We start from the raw sequence: 22,200 nt of genomic DNA, 5'->3' as shown, positions 1-22,200 counted from the left end.
AACACCGCTCCGTATGTTAACCGGAACATCGTTCCGTTTTCAGCTCCGCTGATACCGAAGACGCTCCCGACCGCCTCGCCCGCCGCCGTCCGAACGGGACCGGCAGCAGAGGCCATCGAAGGGAAATACGCCTCATGAATGAATCGCCCTCCACAGCCGACGCCTTCAGCTCGCCCGCTCCCGTCCTCTCGGTCAGCCCGGTGGTGCTGTCTGCTCCCGGCCGGGCCGTGGACCTGGAGGTACGGGTCTCCGCGCCCATGACCGGGAGCGGCCTGCCGGTCATCCTCCTCTCGCACGGTCAGGGCTACTCGAACAACCTCTCCTCGCTGAACGGCTACGCCCCCCTCGCCGACTTCTGGGCGGCGCACGGCTTCGTCGTGATCCAGCCCACCCACCTGAGTTCGAGGACACTGAGCCTGGATCCCGCTACCCCCGGGGCACCGCTGTACTGGCGGTCACGGGCCGAGGACATGACGCGCGTCCTCGACGGGCTCGACGTGATCGAGGCCGCCGTCCCGCAGCTCGTCGGGCGCGTGGACCGGAGCAAAGTGGCCGTGGCCGGGCATTCGATGGGCGGGCACACCGCGAGCCTGCTGCTGGGCGCCCGGCTCACGGATCCGCACGACGGAACGGAAGTGAACCTGGCCGAGCCCCGGATCAAGGCGGGTGTACTGCTTGCCGCGCCCGGCAGAGGCGGCGATGCTCTCACCGAGTCCGTGGCCGGGAATCTTCCGTTCTTCTTGACCACGGACTTCTCCGCGATGACGACCCCCACGCTCGTGGTCGCCGGCGACAAGGACGCCTCTGCCCACCTGACGGTTCGGGGCCCGGAGTGGCACACCGATCCGTACTTCCTCTCCCCGGGCCCCAAGTCCCTGCTCACCCTGTTCGACGCAGAGCACGGGCTCGGCGGGGTCTCCGGATACGACGTCGCCGAGACCACGGACGAGAAGCCCGGGCGCGTTTCTGTGGTCCAGCGGCTCACCTGGGCCTATCTCCGTACCGAGCTCTACCCCGGGGATGTGGCCTGGCCCGCAGCGTGTGAGGCGCTGACGGCCGGCTCCGACCCGCTCGGACGCGTCGAGTCCAAGGAGGCCGACGAGGCGCCTTCTCCGTAGCGGGCCAACGGCACGACCAGGTCGTCCACGAGTGCGGGGAGCGGGATCGAGGTTCCGTCCGGTAGGTGACCAGGTACACCGCGTGAGGCCGGTGGCCGGGCACACCGCCCCTCTCCCGGTGACAAGGAATCCTCGCGGTGCGACGGTCATGGTTTTGCGAGACCCTGGGGGCCAGGGGAGCGCGCCCGACAGTGGTGAGGCATATCCAGCGTGACACCGCACCCAGCGAGGAGGGCGGGCTGTGATGAGCGATTCAGAGAGGGGCGCCGCGGGGCAGAGCCAGGGCGAGATGACCCCGCTGCCGGCGATCACCTTGAGCGTCAACGATCAGGTGCGGCGGCTGCAGGTGGATCCGCGGACCTCGCTGCTCGACGCGCTGCGCGAGCATCTGCGCCTGACCGGGACCAAGAAGGGGTGTGACCACGGCCAATGCGGCGCCTGCACGGTGCTGATCAACGGCCGCCGCGTCAACTCCTGTCTGACGCTCGCTGTCATGCACGAGGGCGACGAGGTGGTGACGGTCGAAGGCCTGGGCGCTCCCGATGACCTGCACCCCATGCAACGCGCCTTCGTCGAGTGTGACGGCTTCCAGTGCGGCTACTGCACTCCCGGCCAGATCTGTTCGGCCGTCGGCATGCTCACCGAGGTGGAGGCGGGTTGGCCCAGCCACGCCACTGCCGACGTGGCCTCGTCGCGAATCGCGTTGACCGATGAGGAGATCCGGGAGCGGATGAGCGGCAACATCTGCCGGTGCGCCGCGTATCCCAACATCGTCGCGGCCATCCGTGGCATCGCGGGGGGAGGCCCGGCATGAGGCCCTTCACCTACGAGCGGTCGACGGACGCGCAGGCCGCCGTCGCCGCGGTGTCCAGAACCGGCGCGAAGTTCATCAGCGGCGGCACCAATCTGCTCGACCTGATGAAGCTCGGCATCGAGCATCCCAGCCATCTCGTCGACATCAGCCGGCTTCCGTTGCGGGAGATCGAGGAACTGCCGGACGGCGGACTGCGGATCGGCGCCCAGGCGGCGAACTCCGACGTGGCCGCCGATGCCCGCGTCCGCACCCGCTATCCGGTGCTGTCGCAGGCGCTGGTGTCCGGCGCCTCGGGCCAGTTGCGCAACAAGGCGTCCACCGGGGGGAACCTGTTGCAGCGCACCCGCTGCCCCTACTTCTACGACACCGCCGCGGGCTGCAACAAGCGCAGTCCCGGCACCGGTTGTTCGGCGATCGGCGGGTTCAACCGGATTCACGCGATCCTCGGCGCCAGTGACTCCTGCATCGCCACCCACCCCTCGGACATGGCCGTCGCGATGGCCGCGCTGGACGCGGAGATCGAGCTGCTCGACGCCGCCGCAACGGTACGCCGCGTCGCCATCACGGACTTCTACCGACTGCCGGGCGCTACACCGGACATCGAGACCGTGCTCGGGCCCGGCGAGATGATCACCGGTGTGATCCTGCCCCCTCCCCCACCGGGCCGGCAGATCTACCGCAAAGTGCGCGACCGGGCGTCGTACGAGTTCGCGCTGGTCTCCGTGGCGGCTGTCGTCTCGACCGACCAGGGAACGATCAGTGCGGCGCGGGTGGCGTTCGGCGGTGTGGCGCACAAGCCCTGGCGTTCCCACGAGGCGGAGGCCGCGTTGGCCGGCCGTCCCGCCACCTTGGCCACCTATCGCGACGCCGCCGAGGCCGCGCTGCGCGACGCCGTGGGGCAGGGCGACAACGACTTCAAGATCGAGCTGGCCAAGCGCACGCTGTGCCGCACGCTGGCACAAGCGGCCCGGTCGAGCTGAGGAGGCGAGATGATCGGGCAAGCTCTCAACCGCGTTGACGGCCCGCTGAAGGTCGCCGGCCGGGCCACCTACGCCTACGAGTACGGGGAGGCCGGCCGGCCGCTCTACGGTGTCATCGTCGGCGCGACGATCGGCAAAGGCCGCATCACCCGGATCGACACCGAGGACGCCGAACGCGCGGGCGGCGTACACATGGTGATGACCCATCACAATGCACCGGAGCAGGGCCCGCGCGATGAGTCCGTCTCGTTCGAATACTGGCGCGCCCAGCCGGTGCTGACCAGCCCGGACATTCACTATTACGGCGAGCCGGTGGCACTCGTCGTCGCCGGGACCTTCGAGCAGGCCCGAGCGGCGGCCGACCTCGTCGACGTGGAGTACGCCACCGGGCGGGGTCGTTTCGACTTCGCTGCGGAGGACGATGAGACGTACATCCCGAAAGTGGTCAATGCCGGGCTCCCCACCGACACTGCGGTGGGCGATTTCGATGCCGGATTCGATGCCGCTGCCGTGAGAGTCGATCAGCTCTACACGACCCCGTACGAACTCTCGATGCCGATGGAGCCGCACGCCTGTCTGGTGGAACCGCGTGGCGAGGACCTGGTCGTCCACGTCAGCTCCCAGATCGTCGACGCGGCGCGGAGCTCGGTCGCCGCCACGCTTCGGGTCGACCCCGCGCGGATCCACATCGTCACCCCCTTCGTCGGCGGGGGCTTCGGCTCCAAGCTGGGCATCCATGCCGAGACGATCCTGGCAGCGCTCGCCGCCCGCGCGTTGGCCCAACCGGTCAAGGTCGCGCTGACCCGGCAGCAGGTCTTCCAGCTCGTCGGCGTGCGCCCCACATCGAGCCAGCGGGTCCGCCTGGGGGCGGGGCGCGACGGACAGCTGGCGGCGATCGCCCATGACGTCACCATGCACACCAACCCCGACCTGGAGTTCGCCGAGCAGACCGCTGCCACGACCCGCAGCCTCTACGCCGCGCCCCACCGGTTGACCAGCCACCGGCTCACGCCGCTCGACCTGCCGCGCGGATCGGACGTCCGCGCCCCGGGCGAGGCGCCGGGCCTGCTGGCGGTCGAGTCGGCGATGGACGAGCTGGCCCATGCGCTCGGGATGGACCCGGTCGAGCTGCGGATCCGCAACGAGCCCACCGTGGATCCCGAGCGGGACGTGCCGTACAGCGACCGGCACCTGGTCGACTGCCTGCGCGAAGGCGCGCGCCGGTTCGGCTGGGAGCAACGATCCGCCACTCCGGCGGGTGTGCGCGAGGGGCGGTGGCTGGTCGGCTACGGCATGTCGGCCGCCATCCGCGGGCACTTCCAAGGGCCGACATCGGTGCGGGTGCGCTTGGAGGCGGACGGCACCGCCGTCGTCCAGACGGACATGACCGATATCGGCACGGGCACCTACACCGTCCTGACCCAGGTCGCGGCCGACGGGCTCGGACTGCCGCCCGAGCGGGTGCGGATCGAGCTCGGGCGTTCCGGGCTTCCCGCCAGCTGGGGGTCCGGTGGCTCGTGGGGCGCCGCCAACTCGAGCACCGCGGCGCATCGGGCGTGCGCGGCCCTGCGGGAGGAGCTGCTGGTCACCGCGCGCGGCGACGCGCGCTCTCCGCTGCACGGCCTGGACCCGGCGGACGCCGTGTTCGCCGAGGGCAGCGTGCGCATCGGTGGCGCGTCCCAGGCACTGAGCGAGATCGTCGCAGGCAACCATCCCGACGGTATCGAGGCGGAGGGCCAGACCCTCTTCATGGGCGATGACCCGAACTACGCGGCCTACTCGATCCACACCTACGGCGCCCATTTCGCCGAAGTGGGGGTCGACGCGGACACCGCCGAGATCCGTCTGCGGCGGATGCTGGGCGTGTTCTCGGTGGGGCGCGTGCTCAACGCGAAGACGGCGCGCTCGCAGCTGATCGGCGGCATGATCTGGGGGGCCGGTGCGGCCCTCGAGGAAGAGGCCGTCGTCGACCTGCGATCCGGCGCCTTCGTCAACCGGGATCTCGCGCAATACCTGGTTCCGGTCCATGCCGACATCCCCGAGATCGACGCCGTCGTACTCGACGGGTACGACGACAAAGCCAACCCCCTGGGCGCGAAGGGCGTCGGTGAGCTGGGCATCTGCGGGGCCGGTGCGGCGGTCGCGAACGCGGTGTTCAACGCCACCGGGATACGTGTGCGCGACTTCCCCATCACGCTCGAGAAGGTCTTGCCCGGACTGCCCCCCATGGAGGGGTGGAGCCAGGAAGGTACGACATGAAGATCGCGGTGATCGGTGGAACCGGGCTCATCGGCACGCAGGTCGTGGCGATCCTCAAGGCGGCCGGGCACGAAGCGGTACCGCACGCGCAGTCCACCGGCGTGGACCTCCTCACCGGGGAGGGACTGCCCCAGGCCCTGAGGGGGGCCGATGCCGTCCTCAATCTGACGAACTCGCCCACCTTCGACAGCGCGTCACCCGCCTTCTTCGAGAAGACGATGGACCATCTCCTCGCGGCCGCCGGGCAAGAGGGTGTCGGCCACGCCGTCATCCTCTCCATCGTCGGCGTGGACCACGTGCCCGACCTCGACTACTACCGGGCCAAGGTCCTTCAGGAGAACGTCCTCAAGGCCGGGCCCATCCCGTACTCGATCGTCCGCGCCACCCAGTTCTTCGAGTTCATGGAAGCGGTCCTGTCCTGGAGCGCCGACGAGGAGACCGTCCGCCTGCCCTCCACTCCCCTCCAGCCCATCGCATCGGCGGATGTCGCCCGGGCCGTCGCCGACGTAGCCATCGGCGGCCCCCTCCAGGCCACCCGCGCCATCGCCGGCCCCGACGTCTTCGCACTGGACGAACTCGGCAGGCTCACCCTCGCCGCCCGCGGCGACGAACGCACCGTCACCACAGACGACACGGCGGGGATGTTCGCTGCGGTACCCGGCGCCGTCCTCCTCCCCGGGAAGGACGCCCGCATCGCTCCCACCCACTACCGGGACTGGCTCACGGCCTGAACCGGGGGGAGCGGCCGGCGCTGGTCAACCGGTGTCACGTCCCGCCGCGGCCCTGCCCACCGTCAGGGCCAGCCGGCGTACCCTGCGCCAATTCATCGGGGGCTTGCCGCGCGGCACGCCGGGGCGGTGGCGGGGCAGTCGTACGCGCAGGGCGCCCGGTGCGGTCCAGCAGCGTACGGGGCGGGGGCGGTGAGGGCCTCACCGTCGACGCCGGCCGGGATGGCGGGTGCGTCGGCATCGACGACCACCTCCTGGGCGGCGGTCGAGGTCAGTCCGGGCCCGCGTCTGCCACGAAGCATCGAGGCCGCCCGGACCGCGTTGTCGACCTTGACGCCGAGCACTCCCAGGACGCCGGAGTCCAGCCGTTCCCGGCGTCCCAGGCCCGCGGGATCTCCCACCCGGTAGGGGTTGTTGCTCACCAGGACGGCTTGGGGCTCGTCGACGGTCACGGCCTCGGCGTGCACCTTCAGGCGTGGGCCGCTGTGGTGGGTCAGCAGGTCGGGCAGCAGCTGAAGGGTGGTGCGGGCCTTGTCGTCGCGGTAGGCCGGGCTCTGCACCACGGTCGCGTACGCGCCGAAGGAGGCGTTGTTGACGAAGACACGCCCCCGGCCTTCCGGCGTGGGCTCCCCCACGTCGATGAATCCCAGGTCGACGCGCAGCTCGACGCCGTCGGTGAGCGCCTGAAGGCACGCCGAGGGGTCCTCACGGTCGAGGCCGAGGTCCATGGCGAAGTGATTGCGGGTCCCGGCACAGATGACGACGAACGGCACGCCGTGCGCCGCCGCCACGCCCGCGACCAGGGCCTGCGTACCGTCGCCGCCCGCGACGCCGAGCAGGTCGGCGCCGTCGTCGACGGCCCGCCTCGCCGGCTCGGCCACGTCCTGCGGCCGGGCGGGATCCAGCACGACGACTTCGGCGCCGAGAGCCCTGGCCTTGTCCGCCAAGTGGAACCTCTCGACCTTTCCGCCGCCCGAGCGCGGGTTCATGATGAGGAAGGGGCGTTTCGGAGGAGCGACCGGGCGTTCAGGCGGGGGCGCCGGGCCGGTGTCCTGTGCCAGTGCCGTTCTGCCCGTGACGACGGCAAGCGTCCACAGGGCGAGCGAGACGAGCACCACCCACAGCAGCCCGGCGAATGCGTAGAGCGTCAGGACGGCGACCGGTGCGCACACCGCCAGTAGGAGACCGAGCGCCCTGACCACACCTATGTGCGCGAGCACCCACCACAGGCCGGCCGCCGTGGCGGCCGACCCGGCCAGCCCCACAGCCACCAGCACGAGGCCACGGAGCCCGGCGAACACCAGCAGGACCAGCAGCGCCGCCGTTCCCGCCGCAAGTGCCAGCCGTGCGGCCCAACGCCTGTCCACGCGTGAAGACCTCCCGCGGTTTCCACCGTCCTCCCCTCCGCTCCATCCTCGTTGCCCTCCTCCCCCGCCGCCAGGCACGGGCGGCGTGCCTCGTCCGGCGTCGCCGGGCCGGGCCGCCCCGATGCCGCCGGGGTGGTGGCCCGCCGACTGCCCGGTCCGCAGCGAGCTATCGCAGCAGGCGCAGCGCGTCGTCGCCGGGGCTGCCGGGCCGGGCGGAGTAGACGAACAGCTGCCGGCATCGGCTGATCGTCGCTCTGTCCCACGACGAGGTCGTGGCCACCGCCGGACTGCTCTCCCGCGGGCCGGCGCATCCACCGCATCCGTGATGGCTGGCCGGGCGCTACGCCTCCGCGGCGAGCTCGTACGCATCTATGTCCGGCCCGAGCACCGGCGCCGCGGACTGGCCCGCGCCATGGTGCGAAGGGCGTGCGAGTTCGCCGCCGCCACGGAGGGATACGACTGCGTCTACCTCCACACCCACGTCAACATCCCCGGCGCGCAGGGCTTCTGGAACAGCATCGCCAAGGAGGTCTTCGACGCCAGGACCACCGGCGAACACGGAGCGGGCTCCGGGACCGTGCACTTCGAGATCCCGCTGCCTGCACACGGGGCGGAAGCCGCTTCAGGATCGGCAAGGCCAACCTCCACCGGAACACACACGGCCTTCGAGCCCGCCCGGACCTCAGGACAGGCCCTGAGGGCTACGGGAGGTGGCCTCTTCGTGCCTCACCGGCCCGGCTGCCCCTCAGCGCGAGGGGCAGCGGTGTCCTCGGCGGCGCGCCGCCGTGGCCCACCCGGCCATGTACAGCAAGCGCCGCGAGGCGTCAGCTCAGGGTGCGCAGCATCGAGGCGTCGAACGGGAGGAGTTCGTCGGTGCGGCCTTCGAAGACCTTGGTGGCCCACTCCGGGTCGCCGAGCAGGGCCCGTCCGACGGCGACGAGGTCGAACTCGTCGCGCTCCATGCGGTCCAGCAGGCGCTCGACGCCGGTGACTCCGGACTGCTCGCCCTGGAACGTCCCGATGAACTCGTTGTCGAGACCGACGGAGCCGACGGTGACCGTCGGCCTGCCGGAGAGCTTCTTGACCCACCCGGCGAGGTTGAGGTCGGAGTCCTCGTACTCCGGGAGCCAGTAGCGGCGCGTGGAGCAGTGGAAGGCGCTGACGCCCGCGTCGCTGAGCGGCGCCACGATCTCGTTGAGTTCTTCCGGGGTGTCGGCGAGACGTGCCTGGTAGTTGTTCATCTTCCACTGGGACATACGGAAGACGACCGGGAAGCTTGGTGCGACGGCTTCCCGGACGGCCGCCACGATCTCGGCGGCGAAGCGGGTACGGGCGGTGCGGCTGCCGCCGTAGGCGTCGGTGCGTCGGTTGGTGCCCGACCACAGGAACTGGTCGATGAGATAGCCGTGGGCCCCGTGCAGCTCGACTCCGTCGAAGCCGAGGCGCTCGGCCGTTCGGGCCGCTTCGGCGAACGCCGCGATGACGTCGTCGAGGTCCCGCTGTGTCATGGCATGGCCGGCCGGGGTGCCGTCGAGGGCGATCCCGGACGGGCCGGAGGGCGGGGCGTCGGGGAAGGGCGGCGCGCCCGCCTCGCGGGCCATGCCGACGTGCCACAGCTGCGGCATGATCGTCCCGCCCGCCGCGTGCACCGCCCGCACCACGTGCTCCCAGCCGGCGAGCGCGTCCTCTCCGTGGAAACGGGGCACGGCGCCGCTGGTCCCGGCGGCCGCGTGATCGACATAGGTGCCCTCGGTGATGATCAGGCCGACCCCGCCCGCGGCCCGGCGCGCGTAGTAGTCCGCGACATCGGCGCCCGGGACGCCGCCCGGTGAGAACTCGCGGGTCATCGGCGCCATGGCTATCCGGTTCGGCACGGTGAGGCCGCCCAGGCTGAAGGGGCGGGAGAGCACCTGAGCCGCGCGGGCGGCCGTATCGCTGGTATGCACGTGCGGGTCTCCTAGGACGAGAGGGCGGTTGCGGAACGCCGCCGGCAGGTGAACGCTCCGCTGTTCGCAACACGCGACAGCGACTGCGTCATCCGCTTCCCGTTGTCGTCTGCGCCACAGTCGTCGCCCCGCTGCGCGGCGCACGCGAGGCCGAGAGGTCGCGAGGACGATGGGACATGGCAGACGGCCCGCCCCGGCCCGGAGGCCGGGCCGGGGCGGTGCCCCCACGGAGGTCCCGCGGCCCTCAGACGGCCATCGCCTCCTGGATCCACCGGTTGACCCGGTACGGCAGCCACCACAGCAGCCCTCCGGTGCGGGCGACCAGCCGTTCCTCCAGGAAGTCGGCGGCGATGGCCTCGGGGACGGCCGACAGCGGGGCGCCGTAGGCCAGCCGGCCGATGGCCTCGCGGTATTCGGGCTCGTCCGCGGTGAACCGGCGCAGGTTGCCCCACCTGCGGTCGCGGATCTGGACGAAGCCGGGGCCTTGGCGCCACAGGCACTTGCAGAGGTAGTGCTCGTTGCGCCACTGGGTGAGCGCGGCCGCCGGGTCGGCGGGGCCGGTGAGGGTCCGGGGCGGTTGGAGATGGCTGAGGTCGCGCCATCCGTCATCGGGCTCCGCGGGCAGCCGCAGCTGCCATTGGACCAGCACGGCACGGGCCGTCAGATCGCGGACCAGACACAGCCGCCGGACCGCGTGCGCGGCGGCGTCGGGGTCGTCGACCGAGGTCAGGTCGATGTCCTCGGCGAGCCGGGCACGGCGTACCCCGCATTCCCACAGCCGGGCGGCGTGCTCCTCCGGCGGTCCGGCCAGGGCGAGTTCGCCCAGACTCATGCCCGGCAGTGTGCAGGCGTCCTCGTCGTAGTCCCGCCATGCGGCGAGTGTCAGTGCCCGGGGGGCGGGCGTGGTGCAGGTCATGACGGTCTCCTCGGGGGCCGGGCGGCGCTCAGGCGTGGACGACGGCGCGGGCCGGTGCGTCCGGCTGCTCCTGCGGGGCGGGCGCGGCGTGGCTGTGGCGCATGAAGTCGAGCCGCAGCAGGTCCTCGTTGACGGCCGCCGGTGCCAGGTGGACGTACTGGCCGCCGTCGGTGAAGACCAGCCCGAGCGTCACCCAGTGCTGGAGCAGGGCGTGCACGGCGCTCTCGTCGACCGGATGACCGGGCAGGCGCGCGGCGAGTTTGCGGGTCAGTGCGGCGGGGGCGTGCGGCTGGTCGAGGAGCCGGAAGGCCGCGGTCTGCGTGGGCTCGGTGAGCTCCATGGCCCGCCAGTCGAAGGCGCGTCTGCGGCTGACGAGCACGATGCGGTCGCCGAGGTCGGTGTGGGTGAGCCTGCTGTCCGTGTGGTGTTTCCGCCAGGCGCCGAGGGCGTCGTTGAGGGAGGTGACGGTGGGCTCGCCGATGCCGCGTTCGGGGGCCTCGAAGACGTAGGCCAGGTCGTGCAGTTCGGACTCGGGCAGGTCATAGGTGAAGCGGTAGTGCTCCTCGGCACGCAGACCGGTGAAGCCGAGTTCGGGCCGGTTGAAGTACGGGCTGAAGCGTTCGATGGCGATGCGGGCGGACAGGTCGACCGGCGGATCGAGGTGCTCCAGTGCCGGTAACTGGGCGATGACGGGCTCGTAGTCGGCGGCGGTCTCGCCGGGGAAGCCGTGGAGGTAGTTCCAGGAGACGGAGAGTCCGGTCTCGGCTCCGTCGCGGAGCATTCGGACGTTCTGACAGCCGCTCACGCCCTTGTCCATCAGGTCGAGGACGCGGCTGTTGAGGCTCTCGATGCCCGGCTGAACGTAGATCATTCCGGCTTCGGCCAGGGTGCGCAGCTGGGGACGGCGCATGTTCGCCTTGATCTCGATGTGCATCCGCAGGTCGTAGCCGCTGTCGACGATGCGGGGCAGGACGGTGTTGAGGTAGCCCATGTCCAGGATGTTGTCGACGACGTACATGTCCAGCACACGGTGACGGCGTGCCAGGTCCATGATCTCTTCGTAGAAGATCTCCGGGCTCTTGCTGCGGAACTGCATGAAGGAGCCGTTGAGTCCGCAGAAAGTGCAGTGGTGCTTCTCCCCCCACCAGCAGCCGCGGGCCCCCTCGACGACGAGCTTGGGTTCCACCCAGTTGCGGGCGACGGAGGACGCCAGCCGCTCGAAGTAGCCGCTGTAGTCGGGCGGCAGGATGGTGGCGGGTGGCAGCGGGCTGGTGCTCATGGGGTTCGCGGTGCTGGTGCCGTCAGGGCCCCGGTGGCACAGGCCGGGGACCGCGGACAGGTCTCCGCCCTCGTCGAGGGCGGTGAGCAGCTGGGGGAAGGCGGCTTCGCCCTCGCCGCGGACCACGAAGTCGAGGAAGGGGAAGTTGCGGTGGCCGGCCGCGCCCTGCTCGGCATCGCAGTTGGCGCCGCCCATGACGGTCCTGATGTGCGGGGCGAGGCGTTTGACGTACTTGGCGGCGGCGAGCGCGGCGGTGTTCTGCTGGAAGGTGGAGGTGAAGCCGACGACGTCGGGGCCGGCCGCGACGATCCGCTCGGCGGTCTCCTGAACGAACTCCGGTACCACGCGGTGCAGTTCGTGCGACATCCGCAGCCGCGCGTCGCGCAGCTTGCCGCGCATCGAGGCATTGAACTCCGGTACCCGCCACTCGGGGTCGTCGTAGAGGGCGGAGGAGAACACCCAGTCGCCGCATCCCATGAAGTACGAGGAGAGCGCGTAGAACTGGTAGTCGTCCGCGGTGAACTCGGTACGCCGGGTGATCCAGTCGGTGAACTCCAGGTTGGCGTGCAGGACATCGGCGTGGCCGGAGGTGCGCTCGTCGACGCTCCGCCGGAGGATGCCGAGGGCGAGGGACGGGAGGTCGATCGGGGACCAGGGCATGTTGACCAGCAGGACGCGCATGTCGGCTCCTCGTAGGCGGCGGGGCGGGGTGGGAGGCGGCCGGTGTCCGGCCGGTGACGCACGGCGGTCCGGCCGGCCCGGGTGGCGCACCGGGCCGGCCGGCGAGGATCAGTCCTCCTCGGTGTCCTCCGCGTTGCGGAACGGGACGGTCACCGTGATGCCGATGCCCGGCTTACGGTTCTCCTCGTCACCCGCGAGCGGGTCGTTGTGGATGATGTCCTTCTGCATGGCTGCTCTCCTGTTCTGTCGGTTTTTCGGGAACGGTTCTCACATTCCGGGGGGCGCCGGTCGGGCCGGTGCTCCCGGAGGCCCCGTCCGCTGGGGGACGGGGGGTTCGGTGGGCCGCGGGCCGCGGCGCAGGTGGCGGTCGAGGAAGCCCATGGCGCGCCGGAGGGCGGTCACGTGGTGGGCGCCGGTGTATCCGTCGTGGCCGGTGTCCAGCCACAAGGACTCGTGCCCGACGCCGGCCTGCCGCAGGGCAGCGAGGTAGCTCCGGACCTGGCCGGGCGGGCATTTGGCGTCGCGGGTGGCGGCGATCACCAGCAGGGGGGCGCGGACGTCGGCCGCGTAGTGGAGCGGCGAACTCCGCGCGTAGCGTTCGGGCACGGCGTCGGGGGTGCCGCCGAACAGCCGCTCGTCCAAGGCGCGCAGTGCGGGGGTGCCCGTGCGGTGCGCCGCGGCGCAGTCGGCGACCGGTTTGACGGCGACGCCCGCCTGCCAGAGGTCCGGCCGGGTGCCGAGGGCGAGCAGCACCAGGTAGCCGCCCCAGGAGGTGCCCCACAGGCCGATCGCGTCCTCGCGGGCCAGTCCGCGACGGAGCAGGTCGGCCCGGACCGCGACGAGATCGGCGACCTGGGTGATCCCGACGCCCTCGCCGTATGCGGCGCGCCAGCGGGGGCCGTATCCGGTGGAGCCGCGGTAGTTGACCCGTGCGACCGCGAACCCGGAGGCGACCAGGGAGTGCACCTGCGGGTCGTAGGCGTCGCGGTCGTGGTCGGCGGGGCCGCCGTGCACCAGGAACACCAGCGGGGCCGGCCGGCCGGGGACGTGGTCCGGTGCGCTGAGCAGGGTGTGCACGGGCCCGTCCGGGCCGGGGGTCCACAGGTCACGGTGCCGGCCGGGGACCGGGGCGGGCAGGGCGGGGAGCGACGGGAGCCGGGTGCCGGCGGTGGAGCGCATCTGTGGCGGGGTGGCCATGTCGGTCCAGAGGCAGTGTACGTCATCGCCCGGGTGCGGGACGGCGTCGAGCAGCGTGCCGGGCGGGCAGGGCACCGGGGTCAGGGTGCGTCGGTCGAGGTCGGCCGCGGTGAGGGCGGAGCGGCCGTGCCGGTCCTGGCGGATGAGGACCCGTCGTCCCTCGGGGTACCAGCGGGCGGTGATCTCGGTGTCGAAGCGGCACCAGTCCTGCGGCCGCAGTCCGGCCCCGGGCCGCCAACTGGCCAGACGGTAGCGGTCGTTGCGCTCCTGGACCAGCAGCAGTTCGGTGGCCGACGGGGTCGGCGCAAAGCCGAGCGCCCACAGCCTTCCGCCCCGTCCGGAGAGCTGGTCGAGGACCGCCCCGGAGCAGGTCACCAGGGTGACCGCACGGTCGGAACCCGCCGCCCCCGACAGCGCCAGCAGCCCGCCGGACGGCGAGATGCCGGTCAGCAGCGCGTGGCCGTCGACGGTGCGCACCGGCCGGGCGGGGCCGCCCGGTGTGCCGAGGTGGACGGTCATCCCACGGCCGTCCCCGAGTCCGATGGCCACGGTGCCGGCGTCGCTGACCGCGAGGCCGTACGGGAGTCCCGGCCGCAGGCCGGTCAGACCACGGAGCCGCGGCCCGCCCTCGAAGTCCTGGAAGTACCAGAGCCCGCGGCCGCCCCGGTCCTCGGCGAACCACCACACCCGGGCGTCCGCGTCGAGGGCGCAGTGCAGCGTGCCGTCCGGGCTGTCGGTGACCTGGCGTGCGGCGCCGGTGGCGGCATTCCAGGTGAAGATCTCGCAGCGGCCGTCGGCGTCCGCGGCCAGGGCCATGCGCGCCGGGTCGCGTGGGCAGACCTCGGGGAGCGCCGATCGGTAGACCCGGAAGCCGGTGCCGGACGACGGTGTGGCGGTATGTGCCGCGGTCGCGCTCATAGCGGCTCCTCCCCGGTGCCGCGGGTGACGGCCGGCGCCGCGCAGGTCGCGTACAGCGCCAGTGCGGCCAGCAGCACGGCGCAGCCCGTGAGGGTGGCGGCGACGCCGGTCCGGTCGGCGGCCAGCCCGGCGAGGGCCGGGGCCAGGGCCGCGGCCGCCCCGGAGGTGGTGGCCAGCACGGTGCCGGTGCGGGCCTGGAGCCCGGGTGGGGTGAGCTGGAGGATCCGGGCCTGTAGCGCCACGGTGGCCGGCGGCGTCAGGAAACAGAGGAGTCCGAAGAGCAGCGCGAACTGCCAGGCCTCGCGGGCCGTCACCAGTGCCGCGGCGGGCGGCACCATGAGCCAGGACACCGGCACCAGCACGCGCGCCGCGGAGTGCCGGCGGACCAGCCGGGGTGCCGCCAGCGCGCCGGCCAGGCCGGCCGCCCCGGCCGACGCGAGGACCAGGCCGAGCGGGGTCGCGCCCCCGCCGTGGTCCTGGAGGGCGAAGACCGTCGTGTAATACAGCGCGACGAGCAGCGCGTTGACGGCCGAGATCCAGACGAGCGCCAGCCGCAGGAAGGGTTCGCGGCGGATCAGGGCCGGCCCCGCCCCGGCTTCGGAGACCAGGGCCCGCCAGGTCCGGTGCGGGGCGGCAGCCGGGGACGGCTGCTCCTGCCGTGCGGACAGATCGGAGCGCATGGCGTGGATGCCGGCCGCCGCGACGGCGTACGACAGGGCGTCGACGAGGAACGGCAGCCAGGCGCCGACGGAGAAGAGCAGCCCGCCCAGCGCGGGCCCGAGGACGAGGGCGCCCCGCTCCCCCGCCTCCAATCGGGACAGCACACGCCGGTGCGCCTCGGGGGGACACACCAGCGCCACGGTGCCCCGTGACGCGGCCTCGTAGCAGGAGGTCGCGCACCGCTCGACGAGTACGGCGGCGAGGAGCACGGCCAACGGGACCGGGCCCGCCGCGACGGCCACGGTGACACCGGTCATCGCCGCGGCCGACACCAGCGCGGCGCCCACCATCACCTGCTTGCGTGCCCCGCGGTCGGCGGGTACGGCGGCGAGCGGACCGAGGGCCAGGGTGACGGCTGCGGAGATCCCGGCGAGGGCGCCGACCTCGGCGGGGGAACGGCCCAGGCTCAGCAACAGCAGCGGCAGAACGAACCCGGACGCCTGACTGCCGAGTGCGTCGCAGGTACCCGCGCCCCAGAACAGCCGGACGTCGCGGCGGGCGTGCGGCAGGGACACGGCGGACGCCGCCGCCGTAGCGGGCCGCGCCATCAGGGACGGCCCGGGGCCGGTCTCGCGGCGCCGTGCACGGCGCCGTGTCGGGTGCCGTCGAGCGCCGCCCCGGCCCGGTCGTTCACGGGCCGGTTCGCCGGCGCACTCCGGGATGACGCCGACGGTAAGCCGTGCGGCATGCCGTGCGGTAAGCCATGCGGCATGCCGTGCAGTAAGCCGTGCGGTAAGTCGCCTCCGCGCGGGGTCGCTGATCGCCGTTCCATGCGAAGCCACCTCGGTTTTCGTGGGCAGATCGTGAAGATTGCCGCACCAATAGGTCAACTTGCGGAGGAAATGTGCCTAAAGCGTGCTGGAGCTTAACCAGCCAGTGACACAGGCCACAAGATGTCGGACAGGGAACGCCTTCGGCCGCCCTCACCCCGCCCCGCTCCGGGCCCCGCGGACAGCTGGGCCGGACGCCATCGGCGGCACCGCACCCGGGATTCCCCGGACATTCCGCCCACTGCCCGCACCACGCACGGCTCCCGGACCGGTCCCCCGCACCGGTTTGTATTCTCGGCAGGCGCCACCGATCGAAGCGGCACCTGTGAGAGGAACCACCATGACCACCGAGTTGAGCCCCGACGCCCTGACCGGCCTCCTTGAGCGCGCCCGCCAGGACTACCAGGACCTCGTGGGCCGCGGGCTCTCTCTCGACCTCACCCGGGGCAAGCCGGCACCGGAGCAGCTCGACCTCTCCGCGGACCTGCTGAGCCTGCCCGGCGGGCGGCACACCTCCGCCGACGGCACGGACGTGCGCAACTACGGCGGACTCCAGGGGCTGCCCGAGCTGCGGGAGATCTTCGCCGAGGTGCTCCAGGTGCCGGCCGGACAGCTGCTCGCGGCCGGGAACTCCAGCCTCGAGCTGATGCACGACTGCCTGGTGCACGCCCTGCTGAGCGTGCTGCCGGGCGCCGAGTCGCGCTGGGTGGACCAGGAGCGGATCGCGTTCCTGTGCCCGATACCCGGCTATGACCGGCATTTCGCGCTCTGCGAGCGGTTCGGTATCGACATGATCCAGGTGCCGATGACCGCCGAGGGCCCGGACATGGAGGCCGTGGAGCGGCTGGTCGCCGAGGACCCGGCGATCAAGGGCATCTGGTGCGTACCGAAGTACAGCAACCCGGACGGCGTCTGCTACAGCGACGCGACCGTGGCGCGGCTCGCCTCGATGAGCACCGCCGCCGCCGACTTCCGGATCTTCTGGGACAACGCCTACGCCGCGCACCACCTCACCGACGAGCCCGTCGAGATAGCCGGTCTGCTCGCCGCCTGCGCCGAGGCCGGGAACCCGGACCGGGCCTTCGTGTTCGGCTCCACCTCGAAGATCACCGCGGCGGGCGCGGGTGTCGCGTTCTTCGGCTCGTCGCCCGCGAACGTGCAGTGGCTGCTCGGCAACAACGCCAAGCGGTCGATCGGCCCCGACAAGGTCAACCAGCTGCGGCACGTCCTGTTCCTGCGGGACGCCGACGGGGTGCGGGCCCACATGGAGCGCCAGCGCGCCGTGCTCCAGCCGAAGTTCGAGACGGTGGCGCGGATCCTGGACACCGAGCTCGGCGGAACCGGGCTCGCGACCTGGACCTCGCCCAAGGGCGGTTACTTCGTGACCCTCGAGGTGCCGGACGGCTGTGCCAAGGAGGTCGTACGCCGTGCCGCCGAGGCCGGAATCGTGCTGACCCCGGCCGGCGCCACCCACCCCTACGGCGACGACCCGCGCGACGCGGTCATCCGGATCGCGCCCAGCTACCCGGGCCTCGCGGAGCTGGAGCAGGCGATCGAAGGACTCGCCGTCTGCGTCCGGCTCGCGGGATACGAGCAGCAGGCCCGTTAGCGGCCCCACGCCCTCCGCCGCCCGGACCCGTGGGCACGACGGGTCCGGGCGGGGGGCGCGCGTGACCCGGCCGAGGGCCCCGTGGCCGCGCCCCGCGCCGGGGGCCGCGCCTCGCCCCGGCCAGCGGGGATGCAAGGATGCCGTCATGAGTAACGACGTGTTTTTCGACATCACCATCGACGGCGATCCCGCGGGACGGATCGTTTTCACCCTGTTCGACGACGTGGTCCCCAAGACCGCGCGGAACTTCCGTGAGCTCGCCACCGGCCAGCACGGCTTCGGCTACGAGGGCTCCGGCTTCCACCGCGTCATCCCCGACTTCATGCTCCAGGGAGGCGACTTCACCAACGGCAACGGCACCGGCGGCAAGAGCATCTACGGCGAGAAGTTCGCGGACGAGAACTTCCAGCTCAAGCACACCAAGCCCGGCCAGCTGTCCATGGCCAACGCCGGCCGGAACACCAACGGCTCGCAGTTCTTCATCACCACCATCGTCACGGACTGGCTCGACAACAAGCACGTCGTCTTCGGCGAGGTCGTCGAGGGCATGGACGTCGTCCGGAAGATCGAGTCCCTGGGCTCCCACGGCGGCACCACCCGCGCCCAGATCACCATCGCCAAGTCCGGCGTGGTCGCGTAGTCATCACCGCGCATCCGCCGCGCCGGGCAGTCCCGGCCGGCCCTCCGGGGCCGGCGCCGGTCGACGGCCCGGCGCGGCGGTGAGCCCCTCGGGTCGGCCCCGGCCCCGGCAGGCCGGGCACGGACGGCGGTCGAAGAGCTCCCGTGGCGTCGGACGAGGTGCCGGTTCCGGCCTCGTCCGACGCGCTCGTGGACCACTGCCGCCGTCAGCGCACCACGGGCGTCAGCCCTCGCGCACGGCGTAGGTGAGCGCCTGTTCGCTCAGCAACTCCTCGACGACACCGAGGAGTTGCAGCACCGCTTCGGCGATCGCGTCCGGCTTCCCGCCCGCGACGATGCGCCGGCCGATCTCGGCGTAGACCAGCGAGTGGAACCAGCCGATCTGGCTGGCCACCAGGCGCGGCATCTGGTCGTCCGGCGCTGCCCCGGTCTCCTCCGCCAGGACGGTGGCGAGCGCGTCGGTCATCTGCCGGCCGAGGTCCTCCAGGCGGGCGGTGAGAGCGGGGGCGGCTCGCATCATGTCGAAGGCACGGCCGAAGCCGGCGGTCAGGCCCACGCTGCGGTCGCGGCGCCGCAGTTCGTCCCGTAGACGGTCGAGTACGGCCCGCGCGGCGGACTCCCCGGGCTGACGGGCGCGGACGATGTCGGCGAGCCGCTGCGGGGAGGCCTGGTCCGGCGGCAGTACGAGGTCTTCCTTGGCCTCGTAATAGTTGTAGAGGGTGTTGACCGAGACTTCCGCCGCCGCGGCGACCTCGGCAATGGTGACGTGGTCAAAACCCCGCTCCACGAACAGGCCGAGGGCCGCCTCGGAGATGCGTTGCCGTGTCTGCCGCTTTTTGCGTTCCCGCAGCCCTTCCGTCATGGCGCAAGTCTGATCGCCTTGCACATTTACCCTGCATTGCACCTTTGTCATGCAGGGCGCTTGCATTGCACTTGCATTACTCTTGCGTTGCGCTTCTACGCGCTTCCAGGGCGCCTTTCTCCCGCCCGGTTATTCACGTCAACGGCGCGGGCGGACCTGACCGCGCACAGACCTGGCTCCCCTGCGGCACGCTCCCACCCGGCGGCCCGCGTACGGGTATGTCAGTCGACGAGCCGCTCACTGGCGGGAAAACCCGTGGGGAGCCACTGGGCGGAGGCTCTCGCGCGGGAGGCGAGGTGGGCGACGTAGGCCTCGCGGAGCTCGTCCGGCGTCGCGAACCCCGGCTCATCGGCGAGCCATTCGTCCGGGACGGCGGCGACGACCGCGCGCAGCAATTCGGGCGTCACGCGGTGCGCGAGTTCGGCATCCGCCGCCGCCATGTCGGGGCGACGGGAACCGAGCGCGTGGTACCGGAAGTCATAGGCCTTTTCGACGGCGTCCGCCGCGGTGTCCCACCGGTGATGGAAGACGAGCGAGGCACCGTGGTCGATGAGCCACAGGCGGGCTCCTGGTGGCCGGAGGCCGGCCAGGTCATGAGATTCGCGCTGTGCACCGTGCGGTCCACATTGGCGGTGAACGCGTCCAGCCAGATGATCCGGGCGGACTCCGCCGGAGCGACCGCCAGGCCGTCCGGCGTGAAGTCGGCGGCTCCCGGCAGGTAGTCCATGCCGAGATTGAGCCCCGCGCTGGAGCGCAGCAGATCCTGCACCTCTTGGTGCGGCTCCTCCTCGGCGACCGACGGATCGAAGTCCACCAGGACCAACTCCGGTACCCGCAGCCCGAGTCGCCGGGCCAGCTCGCCCACGACGACCTCGGCGACGAGCGCCTTGCGCCCCTGCGCCGAGCCGGTGAACTTGACGACGTACGTCCCCAGATCGTCGGCCTCGACGACACCGGGGACGGAGCCGCCGTTCCTCAGCGGGGTCAGGTACCGGACGGCTGTCACCTTCCGGAGCACCGCCGATGCTGCCGCCATACGCTCCCGCCCCTGTCCCGTCACGGAGAGCCCGGAGCGCCCTTCAGACGTACACGCTCTCGGGCGAGGGCTGGCGCCACAGCCCCGGCGAGACCTTGCGGCAGGTCCTCACCGACCTGCTGCACTGGTGTGACGACACCCAGCGCGACTTCGACGTCGCCCTGCAGCACGCACGCATCCGGCACGCCGACGAGAGCGGCCGGGCGGGCACTTCCTGACGCGTCGCCGGCGGCGCACGCGCGACCTCCCGGCCGGGGCGGGCCTGACGCAGCGCCCGGACCGCTGACGCCCCCACCCGGACGCGGGGCCGGTTTCGTATGTCCCGCGCCGTGTCGCCCATTGCCTTTCGGGCGAGCCGTCGCTGCACTGGTGCCGTGGACACCTCTGTCAGACCGAACAGCGAGTGGCGCGGTGCGCCCGGGTGCGGTCGGCCCCCGGCCGCCCGGCGCGTGAGCCACGTCACACCGACTGGCCGGAACTCACACTTCCAGTTGCCCGACTCCCTGATGCATACGGCAGAGGACCGGGCCACATCACCTTCGAGCTGGGAGCATCCGCGTGCCCACTGAACAACGTCTCGCGTCGAGCAAGGCCGGCGATGCCCCGGACGCCGTCGGCTCCGACACGCAACGGGCGGCCGTACAGCGGACCGGATGGTCCGTCCTTCGCCCGCTGGTGTTGCGCCTGCACTTCTATGCCGGTGTGCTCGTCGCGCCTTTCCTCCTCGTCACCGCGGTCACCGGACTGCTCTACGCCGGCTCGTTCCAGGCGGAGAAGGTGATCTATGCGCACGAGTTGAGCGTCCCGGCCGGTGAGCACACGCTGCCGGTGTCCCGGCAGGTCGCCGCCGCCCGCAAGGCGCACCCGGAGGGCAAGGTCGCCGCCGTACGCCCGGCACCGCAGCCGGGGGACACCACGCGCGTCCTGCTCTCCGACGTGCCGGGAGTGACCGCCGAGCACCAGCTCGCCGTCTTCGTCGACCCGCACACCGGCAGCGTCCGGGGAGCGCTGGAGACGTACGGCGCCACGGGTGCGCTGCCGATGCGCACCTGGCTCGACGACCTCCATCGCAATCTCCACCTGGGCGAGGGCGGCCGCCTCTACAGCGAACTGGCCGCCAGCTGGCTGTGGGTGGTCGCCGGCGGCGGACTCGCGCTGTGGATCGGGCGTAAGCGCACCCACCGCAAACTGCGGGCCCTCGCACTGCCGGATCGCGCCGCCACCGGACGGCGCAGGACGCTGTCATGGCACGGCGCGGTGGGGGTGTGGGCGGCGGTCGGCCTGTTCTTCCTCTCCGCCACGGGGCTGACCTGGTCCACGTACGCCGGGGCGAACATCGACGAAATCCGCCGGTCACTCGGGCAGGCGACGCCGACCGTCTCGACGGCCGTGGCCGAGGACCATGCCCACCACGGCGGCTCCGGCGGGATGGCGGGGATGCCCGACATGCCGGGGATGGACGGGAAAAAGGGCGGCGCGTCGGGCGGGGCGGCGTCCGCGGACGTGGGCATCGACAAGGTGCTCGAGGCGGCCCGCGCCGAGGGACTGTCCAACCCCGTGGAGATCGGCCTGCCGACGGACAGCGGCAGCGCCTATGTCGTCAAGCAGGTACAGCGCAGCTGGCCGGAGAAGCAGGACGCCGTCGCCGTGGACCCGGGCACGGGCAAGGTCACGGACGTCTCGCGCTTCGCGGACCACCCCGTCCTCGCCAAGCTCACCCGCTACGGCATCGACCTGCACACCGGCACCCTGTTCGGCATCGTCAACCAGATCGCCCTGGCCGCGCTCGCCCTCGCGCTGATCTTCCTGATCGTCCTGGGGTACCGAATGTGGTGGCAGCGCCGCCCCACCCGCGCCCACGCCCTGTCCTTCGGACGGCCCATTCCGCGTGGCGCGTGGCGGCAGACTCCGCTGCCCGTACTGATCCCGCTCGTGCTCGTCGTCGCGGTGGTGGGCTGGGCGGTGCCTCTGCTCGGCATCTCGCTCGCCGCGTTCCTGGTCGTGGACATCCTGCTCGGTGTGATCGGACGCCGGCGCGTCCCTGCCCCGGTGGACTGACGGCTTCGGCGGGCGGATGCCGCCGGGAAGCCGTCGGTCCTGTCCACGCGGCAGATCCGTGGCGCTACCAGTAATGCTTTCGCCCGCCGACCGCGTGCCCCAGCGAGCCGAGGATCCACAGAATCGCGCCGATCACGGCGAGAATGATTCCGATGGTCCAGAGGATGGAAATTCCGGTCAGGAATCCGACGATGAGCAGAATAATTCCGAGAACGACCACGATGCGCTCCGATCCCGTGTGAGTTTCCTTTAACTTTGGGCCTCGGTTTCCGGCTCGGCAAGTTCTGGCGAGGCCCGGCACAT

General features: G+C 71.8%; 16 protein-coding genes and 3 pseudogenes. 10 read left to right on the top strand and 9 right to left on the bottom strand.

All coding sequences use genetic code 11. The annotated features are described in order from the left end of the window. Positions 1-134 precede the first annotated feature (134 nt). The 5 genes from K7C20_RS33200 (at position 135) to K7C20_RS33180 (ending at position 5,902) form a co-directional block, all read left to right on the top strand. Positions 135-1,118: an alpha/beta hydrolase family protein gene (locus K7C20_RS33200; protein WP_030079898.1), complete on the top strand. Its 984-nt coding sequence runs from the start codon at positions 135-137 to the stop codon at positions 1,116-1,118. 244 nt (positions 1,119-1,362) lie between these two features. Beyond that, positions 1,363-1,932: a 2Fe-2S iron-sulfur cluster-binding protein gene (locus tag K7C20_RS33195; RefSeq protein ID WP_048829250.1), complete on the top strand. Its 570-nt coding sequence runs from the start codon at positions 1,363-1,365 to the stop codon at positions 1,930-1,932. Further along, positions 1,929-2,912: an FAD binding domain-containing protein gene (locus tag K7C20_RS33190; RefSeq protein ID WP_030079902.1), complete on the top strand. Its 984-nt coding sequence runs from the start codon at positions 1,929-1,931 to the stop codon at positions 2,910-2,912. The genes K7C20_RS33195 and K7C20_RS33190 overlap by 4 nt, the downstream gene beginning before the upstream one ends. A gap of 9 nt (positions 2,913-2,921) precedes the next feature. Continuing rightward, positions 2,922-5,171, top strand: a complete 2,250-nt coding sequence (locus tag K7C20_RS33185; protein ID WP_030079905.1) for a xanthine dehydrogenase family protein molybdopterin-binding subunit — start codon at positions 2,922-2,924, stop codon at positions 5,169-5,171. Beyond that, positions 5,168-5,902 (top strand): SDR family oxidoreductase, encoded by a 735-nt coding sequence (locus tag K7C20_RS33180; protein WP_030079906.1) that lies wholly within the window; start codon positions 5,168-5,170, stop codon positions 5,900-5,902. Before K7C20_RS33185 ends, K7C20_RS33180 begins: the two co-directional genes overlap by 4 nt. 24 nt (positions 5,903-5,926) lie before the next feature. On the opposite strand, the pseudogene K7C20_RS33175 reads toward K7C20_RS33180, so the two are convergent. Further along, positions 5,927-7,266, bottom strand: a pseudogene (locus K7C20_RS33175) (diacylglycerol/lipid kinase family protein). A gap of 325 nt (positions 7,267-7,591) precedes the next feature. Between K7C20_RS33175 and K7C20_RS39330 the strand changes: the two are divergent. After that, positions 7,592-7,717, top strand: a pseudogene (locus tag K7C20_RS39330) (GNAT family N-acetyltransferase); the annotation flags it as partial. Positions 7,718-8,090: 373 nt separating this feature from the next. Here the strand turns inward: K7C20_RS39330 and K7C20_RS33165 are convergent. The 5 genes from K7C20_RS33165 to K7C20_RS33145 all read right to left on the bottom strand — a co-directional run bounded on the left by K7C20_RS33165 (position 8,091) and on the right by K7C20_RS33145 (position 15,438). Further along, positions 8,091-9,212, bottom strand: coding sequence for an NADH:flavin oxidoreductase (locus tag K7C20_RS33165; RefSeq protein ID WP_053208709.1), 1,122 nt, complete (start codon positions 9,210-9,212; stop codon positions 8,091-8,093). Positions 9,213-9,456: 244 nt separating this feature from the next. After that, positions 9,457-10,128, bottom strand: coding sequence for a DUF5825 family protein (locus tag K7C20_RS33160; protein ID WP_053208708.1), 672 nt, complete (start codon positions 10,126-10,128; stop codon positions 9,457-9,459). 28 nt (positions 10,129-10,156) lie between these two features. Further along, the gene (locus K7C20_RS33155; protein ID WP_053208707.1) at positions 10,157-12,088 is read right to left on the bottom strand and encodes a RiPP maturation radical SAM C-methyltransferase; all 1,932 of its coding nucleotides are present in this window, start codon (positions 12,086-12,088) and stop codon (positions 10,157-10,159) included. Between the two features lie 267 nt (positions 12,089-12,355). Further along, the gene (locus K7C20_RS33150; RefSeq protein WP_048829251.1) at positions 12,356-14,203 is read right to left on the bottom strand and encodes an alpha/beta fold hydrolase; all 1,848 of its coding nucleotides are present in this window, start codon (positions 14,201-14,203) and stop codon (positions 12,356-12,358) included. Then, entirely contained in the window at positions 14,200-15,438 is a 1,239-nt protein-coding gene (locus tag K7C20_RS33145) for an MFS transporter (RefSeq protein ID WP_245170980.1), read from the bottom strand. The genes K7C20_RS33150 and K7C20_RS33145 overlap by 4 nt, the downstream gene beginning before the upstream one ends. A gap of 595 nt (positions 15,439-16,033) precedes the next feature. Between K7C20_RS33145 and K7C20_RS33140 the strand changes: the two genes are divergently transcribed. Both K7C20_RS33140 and K7C20_RS33135 read left to right on the top strand, forming a co-directional pair. Then, complete coding sequence (locus tag K7C20_RS33140; protein ID WP_030079915.1) at positions 16,034-17,302, top strand: aminotransferase class I/II-fold pyridoxal phosphate-dependent enzyme; 1,269 nt, start codon at positions 16,034-16,036, stop codon at positions 17,300-17,302. A gap of 145 nt (positions 17,303-17,447) precedes the next feature. After that, positions 17,448-17,942 (top strand): peptidylprolyl isomerase, encoded by a 495-nt coding sequence (locus K7C20_RS33135; RefSeq protein ID WP_030079917.1) that lies wholly within the window; start codon positions 17,448-17,450, stop codon positions 17,940-17,942. A gap of 222 nt (positions 17,943-18,164) precedes the next feature. Here the strand turns inward: K7C20_RS33135 and K7C20_RS33130 are convergent, their stop codons facing one another. After that, positions 18,165-18,803, bottom strand: coding sequence for a TetR/AcrR family transcriptional regulator (locus K7C20_RS33130; protein ID WP_053208705.1), 639 nt, complete (start codon positions 18,801-18,803; stop codon positions 18,165-18,167). Between the two features lie 221 nt (positions 18,804-19,024). Further along, positions 19,025-19,821, bottom strand: a pseudogene (locus K7C20_RS33125) (HipA family kinase). 5 nt (positions 19,822-19,826) lie between these two features. On the opposite strand from K7C20_RS33125, the gene K7C20_RS33120 reads away from it, so the two are divergent. Together K7C20_RS33120 and K7C20_RS33115 are read left to right on the top strand one after the other, a co-directional pair. Then, positions 19,827-20,057, top strand: a complete 231-nt coding sequence (locus tag K7C20_RS33120; RefSeq protein ID WP_030079921.1) for a hypothetical protein — start codon at positions 19,827-19,829, stop codon at positions 20,055-20,057. Positions 20,058-20,397: 340 nt separating this feature from the next. Beyond that, positions 20,398-21,897 carry a PepSY-associated TM helix domain-containing protein gene (locus tag K7C20_RS33115; RefSeq protein ID WP_030079923.1) on the top strand — a complete coding sequence of 500 codons (1,500 nt, stop codon included), beginning with the start codon at positions 20,398-20,400 and terminating at the stop codon, positions 21,895-21,897. Between the two features lie 64 nt (positions 21,898-21,961). Here the strand turns inward: K7C20_RS33115 and K7C20_RS33110 are convergent, their stop codons facing one another. Beyond that, entirely contained in the window at positions 21,962-22,117 is a 156-nt protein-coding gene (locus K7C20_RS33110; RefSeq protein WP_150127167.1) for a DUF6131 family protein, read from the bottom strand. Between the last annotated feature and the right edge of the window lie 83 nt (positions 22,118-22,200).

The sequence above is a fragment of the Streptomyces decoyicus genome, assembly GCF_019880305.1.
Lineage (GTDB): Bacteria > Actinomycetota > Actinomycetes > Streptomycetales > Streptomycetaceae > Streptomyces > Streptomyces decoyicus.
The sequence above is the reverse complement of the archived record's forward strand: the minus strand, read 5'-3'. Positions and strand labels throughout refer to the sequence as shown.